The 11,945-nt window shown below is 75.3% G+C and carries 10 protein-coding genes; 5 read left to right on the top strand and 5 right to left on the bottom strand.

The annotated features are described in order from the left end of the window. Nucleotides 1–27 precede the first annotated feature (27 nt). Both VK501_RS03120 and VK501_RS03115 read left to right on the top strand, forming a co-directional pair. Nucleotides 28–1,587 carry an O-antigen ligase family protein gene (locus VK501_RS03120; protein WP_324334541.1) on the top strand — a complete coding sequence of 520 codons (1,560 nt, stop codon included), beginning with the start codon at nucleotides 28–30 and terminating at the stop codon, nucleotides 1,585–1,587. A gap of 1,153 nt (nucleotides 1,588–2,740) precedes the next feature. After that, nucleotides 2,741–4,000 carry an acyltransferase gene (locus VK501_RS03115; RefSeq protein ID WP_324334539.1) on the top strand — a complete coding sequence of 420 codons (1,260 nt, stop codon included), beginning with the start codon at nucleotides 2,741–2,743 and terminating at the stop codon, nucleotides 3,998–4,000. On the opposite strand, the gene VK501_RS03110 is transcribed toward VK501_RS03115, so the two are convergent. Beyond that, on the bottom strand, nucleotides 3,953–4,357 hold the full coding sequence (locus tag VK501_RS03110) for a hypothetical protein (protein ID WP_324334537.1): 405 nt from the start codon (nucleotides 4,355–4,357) through the stop codon (nucleotides 3,953–3,955). The genes VK501_RS03115 and VK501_RS03110 overlap by 48 nt on opposite strands. Then, nucleotides 4,354–5,100: a class I SAM-dependent methyltransferase gene (locus VK501_RS03105; protein WP_324334535.1), complete on the bottom strand. Its 747-nt coding sequence runs from the start codon at nucleotides 5,098–5,100 to the stop codon at nucleotides 4,354–4,356. The genes VK501_RS03110 and VK501_RS03105 overlap by 4 nt, the downstream gene beginning before the upstream one ends. Before the next feature lie 57 nt (nucleotides 5,101–5,157). On the opposite strand from VK501_RS03105, the gene map reads away from it, so the two are divergent. The 3 genes from map to VK501_RS03090 all read left to right on the top strand — a co-directional run bounded on the left by map (nucleotide 5,158) and on the right by VK501_RS03090 (nucleotide 7,632). After that, the gene (gene map / locus VK501_RS03100) at nucleotides 5,158–5,895 is read left to right on the top strand and encodes a type I methionyl aminopeptidase (protein WP_324334533.1); all 738 of its coding nucleotides are present in this window, start codon (nucleotides 5,158–5,160) and stop codon (nucleotides 5,893–5,895) included. Next, nucleotides 5,892–6,698, top strand: a complete 807-nt coding sequence (locus VK501_RS03095; protein WP_324334531.1) for an ABC transporter ATP-binding protein — start codon at nucleotides 5,892–5,894, stop codon at nucleotides 6,696–6,698. Before map ends, VK501_RS03095 begins: the two co-directional genes overlap by 4 nt. Before the next feature lie 79 nt (nucleotides 6,699–6,777). Continuing rightward, nucleotides 6,778–7,632, top strand: a complete 855-nt coding sequence (locus VK501_RS03090) for an ABC transporter permease subunit (protein WP_324334529.1) — start codon at nucleotides 6,778–6,780, stop codon at nucleotides 7,630–7,632. 627 nt (nucleotides 7,633–8,259) lie between these two features. Here VK501_RS03090 and VK501_RS03085 read toward each other — a convergent pair. Genes VK501_RS03085 through VK501_RS03075 form a run of 3 tightly spaced genes read right to left on the bottom strand, consistent with a single transcriptional unit; the run spans nucleotide 8,260 to nucleotide 11,854 of the window. Then, the gene (locus VK501_RS03085; RefSeq protein ID WP_324334527.1) at nucleotides 8,260–9,741 is read right to left on the bottom strand and encodes a hypothetical protein; all 1,482 of its coding nucleotides are present in this window, start codon (nucleotides 9,739–9,741) and stop codon (nucleotides 8,260–8,262) included. A gap of 8 nt (nucleotides 9,742–9,749) precedes the next feature. After that, a complete protein-coding gene (locus VK501_RS03080) occupies nucleotides 9,750–10,694 on the bottom strand; it encodes a glycosyltransferase family 2 protein (protein ID WP_324334525.1) in 945 nt (314 codons plus the stop codon). Next, nucleotides 10,691–11,854, bottom strand: a complete 1,164-nt coding sequence (locus VK501_RS03075; protein WP_324334523.1) for a glycosyltransferase — start codon at nucleotides 11,852–11,854, stop codon at nucleotides 10,691–10,693. The genes VK501_RS03080 and VK501_RS03075 overlap by 4 nt, the downstream gene beginning before the upstream one ends. Between the last annotated feature and the right edge of the window lie 91 nt (nucleotides 11,855–11,945).

Here is an 11,945-nt window from a genome sequence, read left to right as displayed (position 1 = left end):
GAGCGCGGAAGATACGCTGGCGCGCCGATGCGCCCGCTCTCCCCCATCGCGGCGCCGTCCGGTGCCGCGCCCCCACGGGCGAGCGCGCCGGCGGCCGTCGTCGCCGCCCTCGCCCTCCTGGCCCCCACCGCGCTGGCGTTCGCCAGCGGCGGCTACTTCGAGGGCGCCCGCGACGTCGCGCTGATCGGCGCCGGCGTGCTGCTGGCCCTCGCCGCGCTCGTCGCGCCCCGCCCCGTGCCGCCGCGGGGCCCCGCCCGCCTCGCGCTGGCCGGCCTGGCGCTGCTCACGGCGTGGACGGCGCTGAGCGCCCGCTGGGCCCCGCTGAGCGACGGCGCCTGGTCGACGACCGAGCGCGACGTCCTGTACCTCGCCGGGCTGGTCACCGTCACGCTCCTGCTGCGCGAGCGCGCCACCGCTCGCCTCGCCGAGCCCGTCCTCGCCGTCGGCACCCTCGTCGTCGTCGGCTACGGCCTCCTGGGCCGGCTGCTGCCCGGCATCGTCGACGTGCCGTCCTCGGTGTCGGCCGGCGGACGGTTGGACCAGCCGCTGACCTACTGGAACGCGATGGGCGCTCTCGCCGCGATCGGCATCGTGCTCTGCGCCCGGATCGCCGGGGACGCGACGCGGCCGGCCTGGATGCGCAGCGCGGCGCCCGCGGTCGCGGTGCCGCTGGCGGTCGGCCTCTACCTCACGTTCTCCCGCGGCAGCCTCGCCGCGGCGGCCGCGGGGCTCGTCGTCCTGCTCGCCCTCGCCCCGACCTACACGCAGCTGCGCGCGGTGGCGGTCACGCTCGAGGCCGGCGTCCTCGGAGCCGTGGCCGCCGCGGCCTCGCCCGCCGTGCGCTCGCTGCATGGCGGCCACCGCGAGCTGCAGGGCGCCGCCGTCCTCGTCGCGCTGGTGGCCGTGATGGCGCTCGCCGCCGCCACGCAGCGCTGGGCCGTCGCGGTGGAGGAGAACCGGACCACCCGCCTCGGGCGCCTGCCGCTGCCGCCGCGCCACGGCTGGGTCGCCGCCGCGCTGGTGGCCGCGATGCTCGTCGTGCCCGTGGTGATCGCGGCGGGGAGCGACACGCCCAGCTCCGTCGACCCGCGCTTCGGCTCGAGCACGAGCCGCCTGGCCAGCGCCGACTCGCCCCGCTACGAGTACTGGCGCGTCGCCGTGCAGTCCTTCGCCGACCATCCGCTGGAGGGCGTCGGCGCCGGCGGCTTCGCCGTCGAGTGGCTGCGCGAGCGCAAGGAGGCGCGCCCGGCGCGCGACGCGCACTCCCTGCCGATCGAGACCCTCGCCGAGCTGGGCCTCGTCGGCGCGGCGTTCCTCGCCCTCCTGGCCGCCGGCGTCGCCCTCGCGGCGCGTCGCGTGCACCAGACCGACCCGGTCCTCGCCGCCGGGCCCGCCGCGGCGCTGATCGCCTACGCCTTCCACGCCTCCATCGACTGGGACTGGGAGATGCCGGCGCTGTCGCTGGTCGCCGTCGCGCTCGCCGGCCTCCTCCTGGCCCGCAGCGCCCCCAGCAGCACGTCGACGGTGACCGCGCCGAGCACCACCAGCGCCGGCTCGGCGACGAACCTGAACCTCGTCGAGCCGTAGGTCGCCGCGGCGACGAGCAGGGCGAGCGCGATCGGGACGAGGAGCACGGCCAGCGCGCGCTCGCGCCGGCGCGCCAGCAGCAGCGCGCCGACGATCGCGAACGGCACGAGCAGCCAGTAGGCCAGCAGGCCGAGGTGCTGCGCTCGCGGGTGGCGACCCTCGGCCGAGGCCAGGAACGCGCCCTGCCCCCATGGCTGATAAACGTCGAGAACGCGCCCCAGCCGCGCGGCCACCACGACCGGCAGCCGGCCCGCGTGGTCCTTCAGGTAGTCGATCCCGCGCTGCCGGTACACCGCGGCGCGCTCGGACTCGTCGCCGGGCGGCGCCGTGCCGTAGCACTGGAACTTCCAGGCGCCGACGAGGTCGCCGTAGTAGGTGTCGTGGCAGTTGGCGCCGACCCAGATCTCGTTGGCGTTGCTGGAGATCGGCACGGGCCTGGCGAACGTCGACAGGTTGCGGATCGTCCACGGCGCGAGCACGACGAGGCACGCGAGCGCCGACACGCCCACCAGCGCCGCGCGCGACTGCCACGGTCCCGGAGCGCGCCACGCGAGCACCACCGCCAGCAGCGCGAGCAGCCCGAGCGCCTCGCCCCGGGTCAGCGCGGCCAGCGCCCCGAGCACCCCGAGCGCCGCCGCCCGAGCCACCGTCGGTCGCCGGACCATCCCCACCGCCGCCAGGAGCGTCGCGGTGACGAACACGCCGTAGGTCGTCTCGGCCATCAGCGCGCCGTCGGGCAGCCACAGCATCGGGTACAGCGCGGCCATCACGCCCGCGATCACGCCGGCGCGGTCGGACCGCGTGACCGCCCGCGCCAGCAGCGCGATCAGCACGACCGTCACCGTCCCGACGCAGGCGAAGAAGAGCTTCTGGCCCTGCGTGCCGTGCAGCCCCAGCAGGTCGGCGAACGCGACGAAGACGATGTGCAGCGGCGGGTACTCGGCCGTCGGCACGTCCTCGTAGGCGCGCCGGAACCCCTCGCCGTCGGCGAGGAACCCGCCCTCCAGGTGGAACGACAGCGCGTCGCCCCCGACCGGGAGGCCGTGGTTGAGCAGGACGTAGGTGATGCGCACCGCCAGCGCCAGCAGCGCGACGGCGGGCAGCGCGCGGCGCAGTGTGGACCCCATCGCCGCAAGCGTAGACTCGACCGCCGATGCACGGTCCCGAGACCCCGGGCACGGCGACCGCCGCCGACGTCCCGGACGCCCTTCGCCCGCCGCCCGGCAACCCGCGCTTCCCGGCCGTCGACGGCCTCCGCGCGCTCGCGGCGATCATGGTGCTCGTCGGCCACACGTCGTTCCTGGCGGGCGTCAACGGCCACGGCCAGCTCGGCCAGGTCCTCTCGCGCTTCGACCTCGGCGTCGCCCTGTTCTTCATCATCTCGGGCTTCCTGCTCTACCGCCCGTTCGTGGCCGCGCGGATGGACGGCCGCCCCGGTCCCGGCGTCCTTCGCTACGGCCGCCGGCGCCTGCTGCGCATCGTCCCGGCCTACTGGCTGGCGCTGACCGTGCTGGCGATCTGGCCGGGCCTCGGCGGCGACGTCTTCGGCCACGCGCCCGTCTACTACTTCTTCCTGCAGGACCTGCGGATCGAGTGGATCCAGGGCGGCATCACGACCGTCTGGAGCCTCTGCGTCGAGATGCAGTTCTACCTCGTCCTGCCGCTCTACGCCCTGGCCGCCGCGCGGTTCCTGAGCGGCCGCGACGCGGGCCTGCAGGTGCGCGTGGAGCTGCTGTGCCTCGCCGCGCTGGGCGCGGCCTCGTTCGCGCTGCGGACCTGGGCCTACGGCGATCCGTCGCCCGACACGATCTCCTGGACCGTCGCCGGGTCGTTCCTGTGGTTCGCCTTCGGGATGGCGATGGCCGTCGTCAGCGCGCGCTGGCACGGCGCGACGCGGCGCCCGGCCCCGCTGGCGCTCATCGACCGCCGCCCGCTGCTGCCATGGGCCGTCGCGCTCGTGCTGACCGCGGTCGTCAGCCACATCGGCCTGCCGACCGTCGCGCCGCAGTTCTACTCCAAGGGCGACTGGTTCTGGGAGCACCTGCTGTACGGGCTGATCGCGGTCGCGATCGCCGCCCCCGCCACGATCGCCGTGCTCTCGCCGGGCGCGCTGCCGCACCGCCTGCTGACGCTCAAGCCCGTCGCGTGGCTCGGGCTCGTCTCCTACGGGATCTTCCTGTGGCACCACCCGCTGACCGCGCAGTTCATCCACGTGCAGGACTGGACCACGCACGGCAGCTTCGTCATCTACACCTTCGTCGTCTTCGCCGTGGCCACCGCCTTCGCGGCGGCCAGCTACTACCTCGTCGAGCGCCCGCTGCTGCGGTTCAAGGACCCGCGGCCCAAGCCGCCGCGGGCGACGCCCTCAGCTCCGGCGGACCCCGACCGGGTCGAGCTGGTGCGCGCGGTCTAGCGCCCGCTGGGCGCCGGCCGCGTCGCCGGCCTTGCGGCGCACGAGCGACAGCGCGAGCCAGCCGTTGCGCCCGTCGGGCTCGCGGCGCACGGCGGTGGTCGCCAGCGCGCTCGCCGCACCGACCTGGTCGACGCGCAGCAGCGCGACCGCGCCCTCGGCCAGCACGCCGGCGTCGCGGCAGTCGCCGGCGATCCGCCGGGCGACCGCGGGCGCGTCGGTCGCCGGAGACTTCTTCGCGACGATGGCGAACGCCGCGTGGCGCGCGCCGTCGCACGCGTCGTGGCCCTCGTGGCGGCGCACGCCGACGAGCGCCAGCGCGATGCCGGCGGCGACGAGGGCGGCGCGCAGCGCGATCACCGGCCCGCGCCCCGTGGCCGCCGGGCGTGGACGATCAGGCTCAGGCCGAACGGCGGCGTGCGGCGGCGCTCCAGCGCGCGGAACGGCGGCAGGAGCAACTCATAGGCCTTGAGCGACCGTGCGTCGATGCTCGGCTCGCGGCGGTGGCGGTTGACGAGCCAGCCGAGCACGCCGAGGCTGTTGAACGAGTACAGCTGCTCCACCTCCAGCCCCGCGCCCTCGACGACCGACCGCAGGTGGTCACGGGAGTAGCGGCGCTCGTGGCCGAAGCGGCGGTCGAGGTTGCCGTACAGGCGCGGGTGCGCGGGCACCAGTAGGCCCAGCGCGCCGCCCGGCGCCAGCGCCTGCGCCATCGCGGCGACGGCGCCCCGCTCGTCGGCGATGTGCTCGAGCACGTTCTGGCACAGCAGGAAGTCGACGGTGCCGGCCCAGGCGTCCAGGGCCGGCGAGCCGGGGATCAGGTCGCGCGACACGCTCACCCGCGGATCGGGTCCGAAGCGCTGCTCCAGGCGCGCGACGCACGGCTCCTCGGGCTCGATCAGCAGCGCGTCGTCGACCGTCCCGGCGGCGAGCATGCGCTCCGAGAACGTGCCGATGCCGGCGCCGACCTCGACCACGCGGCCGCGGGCCAGCGGCGCGAACTGCTCGAACATCCAGTCGCCCAGGCGCCGGGCGCCGGCGAGCGTCTCGAGATCCCACAGCTCGGACTCGGCGGCGGCCGCGGCGTTGAGGTCGGTGCTCACGGCCGTCATCCAAGCACGTCTGCGGGCATCCCCGGGCCGTGACGTAGCCTTGTGGCGGTGTCCGCCGATACCCCCGAAGAGCTCGCCGGCCTGCGCGCCGCCGGCCGGGTCGTCGCTCAGACGATCCGCGAGCTGCGCAAGCTGGTGCGCGCCGGCATCACGACCGCGGAGCTGGACGCCGAGGCCGCTCGCATCTTCGCGAGCCACGGCGCGCGGTCCGGTCCGCGCCTGGACTACGACTTCCCCGGGACGATCTGCATCTCGGTCGGCGACGAGGCCGTCCACGGCATCCCCGGACCGCGCCGGCTGCGCGACGGCGAGCTGGTCAAGCTCGACGTCACCGCCGAGCTCAACGGCTTCTACGCCGACGCCTGCCGCACCGTCGCGGTCGGCAAGGCCAAGCCCAGCGCGCTGAAGCTGATCGGCGCCGCCGAGTCCGGCCTCAAGCGCGGCATGGCCGCCGCAACGGCCGGCGCCACCGTCAACGACATCGGCGTCGCCGTCCAGGGCGAGGTCGAGAAGCGCGGCTTCGCCGTGTGCGGCGCGCTGAGCGGGCACGGCATCGGCCGCAAGATCCACGAGGAGCCGACGGTCTTCAACGTCGCCCTGCCCGGCCCGTCGCCGACGCTCACCGAGGGGCTGGTGATCACGATCGAGCCGATCATCGCCGCCGGCGACGGCGAGGTCGTCGAGGACGGCGAATGGGTCGTGCGCACCAGCGACGGCTCGCTGTCGGCCCACGCCGAGCACACGCTCGTCATCACCGACGGCGCACCGCTCGTCCTGACGGCGTGAGTGCCCTCGCACTCGCCGGCCTGCGCAAGCGCTACGGCCGTCACGACGCGCTGCGGGGCGTGGATCTGGAGGTCGGCGACGGTGAGCTGGTCGGATTGCTCGGTCCCAACGGCGCCGGGAAATCGACCCTGACGAAGATCGCCTGCGGGCTGGTGCATCCGTCGGAGGGCACGGTCGAGGTCGCCGAGCCCTTCGGCTACCTCGCCGAGCTGTTCCGCTTCCCCGGCTGGTGCACGGCCGACGAGGTGCTGCTCCTGCACCAGCAGCTGACGCGCTCGCCCGGTGGCCCCGCCGAGCGGGCCGAGCTGCTGGAGCTCGTGCGCCTGGAGGGCGACGCCGGCACGCGCGTCGAGGCGATGTCCAAGGGCATGCAGCAGCGGCTCGGGCTGGCCCAGGCGATGATCGGCAGCCCGCGGCTGCTGCTGCTCGACGAGCCGACCAGCGCCCTGGACCCCGGCGGCCGGCGCACCGTGCGCGACCTGCTGGAGGAGCTGCGCCGCCGCGGCGTCGCGGTCCTGCTCAACACGCACCTGCTCAGCGAGGTCGAGCAGGTGTGCGACCGCGTGGTGATCATCGACCGCGGCCTGGTCGTCGCCGCGGGGACGCCCACCGAGCTGGAGGGCGGCAGCGGCGTGGAGGTCGAGCTGGCCGACGGCGTCCGCAGCTTCCCCGGCGCGACGCGCGAGGACGTGCCGCGGATCGTCGCCGACCTCGTCGCCGACGGCGAGGAGATCTACGGCGTCCGCGTGGCCCGCTCCACGCTCGAGGACGTGTACCTCAGCACCGTGGCGGACGCCCGATGAGGCGGAACGCTCGCCCAGAGGGGGAGGTTCCGTGCGCCAGCTCGCCCAGGGGCTGGATCGCGCGGCAGGGGTCGCTTCGATGAGCGGGGTCTGGATCGTGGCCCGCCACGCCCTGCAGGAGGCGCTGCGACGCCGCGTGCTGCTGGTCGTCGTGGTCCTCACCGCGCTGTTCGGCGGCCTCTACGCGTGGGGCTGCGACGAGCTGTTCCAGGACCTCAGCGGCTTCCAGGACAACACGCAGGGCCTCGACGCGCGGTCGCTGGCCGGCGCGACGATCGTCGGCCTGGCGATGTTCGGCGGCCTGTTCCTCGGCATCGTGCTCGCCACGTTCCTGACCGCCGGCGCGGTGCGCGGCGACGCCGAGCGCGGCCTGCTGCAGCCGCTCGTCGTGCGGCCGCTGACCCGCACGCAGTACCTCGTCGGCCGCTTCCTGGCCGCCGCGACGGTCAGCGCCGCGTACGTGCTGGTCGTCTACTTCGGCGCCGTGCTGGTCACCGGGTGGATCGGCGACTTCTGGCCCGCCCATCCCTTCGCCTCGGGCTTCCGGCTGGCCGGCGCGGCGGTGCTCGTCGCCGCGCTCTCGCTGCTCGGCTCCGTCTTCCTGTCGGCGACCGCCAACGGCATCCTCATGTTGATGGCCTACGGCATGGGCCTGCTCGCGGGCCTGCTCGGCGCGATCGGCGACGCGATCCCCTCGCCCACGCTGCAGAGCATCGCGTCGACCGCCTCGTGGGTCCTGCCGTTCGAGGCGCTGTACCGCGACGCGCTGCGCCTGCTCGTGCAGGACGTCCCAGGCGTCGCCGGCGCGATCGTCCAGCTCGGCCCCCTCGGCGGCTCCCACGACGCCGGCCCCCTGCTGATCCCGTGGGTCGTGCTCTACCTCCTCCTGACCCTCGCGGCCGCCGCCTGGGCCTTCCGCACGCGCGACCTCTAGGCGACCCGCAGGCCCGGGGCCCTTCGCCGCGCGGGATCGTTCGGGCGTAAATGATGATCCGTGTCGTTCTGCCCCCGGATATATCCGGGGCCAGCCGACACGGACCCTGGAGTGGCCGGCGCGGGCGCCGGTGGCGCTCAGCTCGTGGCGCTCGGGTGCCGCTGGCGCCTTGTGGGGCAGTGACGAGGGAGGTTCGAGCGGGTGCCGGCGCGGTCGGTCTTCCGTCGGCGCCGTGAGGGGATCGTTCGGGCGTGGATCGCCACTCTTCGAGGTCCGGGTCGCCTCGTGGGGAACTATTCATCATGAATCGACCCGGACCCTCGACGGACCTCCCGCCCCCCGGCGCCGGCGGACGCCCCGGGGCGGCGGCGCCTCCCCGGCGCTCGCTCTCGTCAGTGCCCCCGGACCACGCGTCGTGGCACGACGGCGCCCGAGCTGAGCGCCAGCGACGCCCGACCCCCGACGCCTACGCCTTGGCCGCCGCGCGCCGCCGCGCGCGCGGCTTCTTCGCCGCACGCGCCGGCCGCACCTCGAGCTGCAGCGCGTTGGCCCACAGGCGCGTGAGGGTGGCGACGAGCTCCTCGAACGGGATCTCCCACGCGCCGTGCGGCCGTCGGCCGGCTCGACCTACCGGCGCTCCAGCAGCAGGTAGTCGCCGTAGCGTCCGACGCGGGCGTAGTGCGCGCGGATGTAGTCGTCGAGCAGCGTCACGCCCGACGAGCGTCCGGAGCCGTTGTCCTCGGTCGCCCGCGCGACGGGTGCCTCCCAGCGGATGACCAGCCGCGCCCGCGAGCGGGCGAGATCGGCGCGCATCTCCCGCTGGACCTTCGCGGTGGTCACGACCCCCGGCTGCACGACGTCGTAACGCGTGGGGTTGGACCGGTCGAGCAGGGTGTACAACAACGTGTCGCCCACCCGCACGCGGTCGTAGCGCGGCGGCGCCGACAGGATCGGATCGCCGTCCTTGGTCCGCCGGTCGACGGCCGCCGCCAGCTCCTTGAGCGCCTCGCCGTCCTTGGGCGTGGTCCGCACGTTCTGGACGGCGGGCAGGTCGACCGCGGCCATGTCGCCGGCCTCCTGCACCTTGCCGAGCTGGCGATCGAGCCCGTGCACGACGATGAGCGCGAGCGCCGCGGCCAGCGCTATCCGCAGCCCGCGGCGCGGCTCCCGCGCCCCTGCCACCGCCAGCGCGACCGCCAGCACCGCGGCCAGGGGCACGAGGTGGAACTCGTCGGTGCGCGCCAGCAGGTAGGCCAGCCCGACCACGATGAGCGCCAGCAGCGCGCCGCCCCGCCGGCGCGGCAACGCGGCGGCCGCCCACAGCAGCGTGGAGGCGACGAGGATCGCCGGGAACAGCCGCTCCAGCACCTTGTTGGGGTCGGTGGTGTGCGGGGCCAGCGGGAATGGCAGCCGCTGCAGGTGCTGCTGTCCCGCGAAGCCGAACGTCTGCGAGAGCACGTCTGCGGGCGACACCACCAGGAACGGCAGCAGCCCGGCGAACGCGACCCCGCCCGCCACGACCAGCGGGGTGAGCGACCGCCGGCCGCCGAGCACCCACGCCCCGATCGCCGCGGCGATGCCGACCTCCGGCCGGAACAGGAACGTCAGGCCGGCCAGCACGCCCGCCCAGCCGCCGTGGCGCCGGGCCGCCAGCAGCGCGCCGAGCGCCAGCGTGACGGCCGACGCGTTCGGGCCCGCCGTCAGCGGCCACGCCATCGCCGCCGCCACGCCCGCCCAGGCGGCCAGCGCCCAGCGGTCGTCGGTGATCTCGCGCCGCACCAGCAGGTAGGCCAGCACCGCGGCGATCCCGGCCGTCAGCGCCCGCACCGCCCGCCAGCCCCACAGCGTGTCGCCGATCAAGGCCTGCAACAACGGCTGGCCCGGCAGGTAGTTGCACCAGAAGTCGCGATAGGGCCACTCGCCCGAGGCGATCCGCCGGCCCCACTGCAGCATGAGGCCCTCGTCGTGCGGGCCGATCCCCGCGCGCAGGTCCAGCGCCGCGAACGCCGCAGCCAGCAGCGCCAGCACGACCAGCCGCGTCGCCGACACGTCGACCGTCGCCCGGAAGAACCCGGGGAGTGGCTCGCGGACGCGGTCGCGGCCCGGCATCGCCAGCCTCACTCCGGCGCCTCCGGATGCCCGCCGGCCCGCGCGCCCCGCCACGGCCGCGCGGGCACCGCGCGCTCCATCGCCCCTCGCAGGTCCCGGCGGCGCGCGCGACCCCGCACCGCGCCGGGCAGCAGCGGCAGCGCCGCCGCCAGCCCGCGCAGGTGCTCCCGCAGCGCCCCGCGCCGTGCCGCGTCGACCAGCCACGACGCCTGCCGGTAGGCCACGTACGGCGCCCAGCGCCACGGGAACCAGCGAGCCACCAGCACGAGCGTGTTGCGCGCGACCCAGAAGCCGACCGCCGCGCCGGAGCCCGCGCCCGCGTGGCGCGCGACCGCCGGCTCGTAGCGGCACGTCCAGCCCGCGAGCCGCAGCCGCAGCGCCACGTCGACGTCCTCCAGGTACATGCCGTAGGACGCGTCGAAGCCGCCGACCGCATCGAGCGCGCGACGCCGGTACAGCGCCGCGCCCGCGCACGCGCCCCAGACCTCGCCGGGGACGTCGAACCGCCCGGCGGCGTCGCGCCGTCCGCGCCCGCGCTGCTCGCACACGCCGTCGCGGCGCAGCGCGTCGCCGGCGTCGTCGATGGTCGCGGGATCGTCCATGGCCACCATCTTGGTGGCCACCGAGCCCGCTGTCGGTACGGCTTCCAACACCGCGACCGTCCGGCTCAGCCAGTCGGGCGCCAGCGCGACGTCGGTGTTGACCAGCGCCACGGCCTCGCACTCGGCCACCGCCTCCAGGCCCGCGTTCACGGCCGCCGCGAACCCGCCGGAATCCGGACGCACCACCACCTCCACGCCCTCGCCGCGCAGCCACGCCACCGAGTCGTCGCGCGAGCCGTCGTCGACGATCACCACGCGATCAGCCGCGCGCGTCTGCGCCCGCAGCGACTCCAGCAGGCCGGGCAGCCAGCGGCGCCCGTCCCGGTTGGGGACGACGACGGCGACCCTCACGCCGCGCGGCGGCCGGCGAGCGCCAGGCCGCGCGCCGGGCGGCGCCGATCCCCGCGCGGGCTCGGACCGGCGGCCACCGCCGCGGCGACGTTCGCGCGGATCTCCGCCTCGAACGCCGCACGGCTGAAGCGCTGCGCGTTGGCGACGCAGTCGGCGGGGTCGACCGACAGTGGGTCGAACGCGCGGACGGCCTCGGCCAGCGCCTCGGGCGTCGCCTCTTCGTAGAACACGCCGGTGCGCCCCTCGAGGATCGACTCGGTCACGCCGCCCTCGGCCAGCGCGACGACGGGCCGCCCGGCCGCCTGCGCCTCGACGGCGGCGATCCCGAACTCCTCGGTCGCGGTGACGACCATCGCACGCGAGGTCGCCAGCTGCCGCGCGACCTCGGCGTCGCTGACGCGGCCGGTGAAGCGCACGGTCGGTCCGGCCATGCGGTGCAGGCGGCGCGCGTCGGGGCCGTCGCCGATGACGACCAGCGGGCGGCGCAGGTCCGTGAAGGCCTGGACGGCGAGCTCGATGCGCTTGTGCGGCATCAGCTCCGACAGGACGACGTAGTGATCGCCGACGGCCGCGGGCGTGAATCGCTCGATCTCCACCGGCGGGTAGACGACCTCGGCGTCGCGCGTGAAGTACCGCGCGATGCGCCGGCGCGTCGTCTCGGAGTTCGCGACGTAGCGGTCGACCCGCTGTGCGGCGATCCAGTCCCACTGGCGCCAGCGCTGCAGGACGGCGCCGAGCCCGGCGCGCACGACGGGGCCGTGGGCGCGCAGCGTCGCCTCGCGCGCGTTCCAGGCGTAGCGGAACGGGTTGTGGCAGTAGCAGACGTGCACCGCGTCCTCGGAGGGCAGCACGCCGTGCGCCCAGGCCGACGAGCTCGACAGCACCAGGTCGTAGGCGGAGAGGTCCAGCGCCTCCATGGCGTACGGGTACAGCGGCAGCAGGCGCCGGAACGACGTGGCGTTGGGCCGCAGCCGCTGGAGGAAGGACGTGTGGACATTGCGGTGCGCGAAGCGCTTCTCGGTCCCGACCGGGTCGTAGACCGCCGTGAAGATGTCCGCGTCGGGATACATCTCGCACAACACCAGGAAGACCCGCTCGGCACCGCGGAGGTCGAGCAGGAAATCGTGGACGAGCGCAACGCGTGGTTCCGACGGCTTCATGCGGGGGCGAGTCTAGATGGTTGATCCGACATCGACCGGCCGCGGGAATGGCGGATCAACCATCCAGATGTCAAAGAGGCGTCAACGCACT

The organism is Baekduia sp. (assembly GCF_035318805.1).
Taxonomy (GTDB): Bacteria; Actinomycetota; Thermoleophilia; order Solirubrobacterales; family Solirubrobacteraceae; genus Baekduia.
The sequence above is the reverse complement of the archived record's forward strand: the minus strand, read 5'-3'. Positions and strand labels throughout refer to the sequence as shown.

What these genes read in the sequence shown, in the direction of transcription:
- VK501_RS03090 (WP_324334529.1), top strand. Translation starts at nt 6,778, where the DNA reads ATGAGCGGGGTCTGGATCGTGGCCCGCCACGCCCTGCAGGAGGCGCTG.
- VK501_RS03115 (WP_324334539.1), top strand. Translation starts at nt 2,741, where the DNA reads ATGCACGGTCCCGAGACCCCGGGCACGGCGACCGCCGCCGACGTCCCG.
- VK501_RS03120 (WP_324334541.1), top strand. Translation starts at nt 28, where the DNA reads ATGCGCCCGCTCTCCCCCATCGCGGCGCCGTCCGGTGCCGCGCCCCCA.
- VK501_RS03085 (WP_324334527.1), bottom strand. Translation starts at nt 9,741, where the DNA reads ATGCCGGGCCGCGACCGCGTCCGCGAGCCACTCCCCGGGTTCTTCCGG.
- VK501_RS03075 (WP_324334523.1), bottom strand. Translation starts at nt 11,854, where the DNA reads ATGAAGCCGTCGGAACCACGCGTTGCGCTCGTCCACGATTTCCTGCTC.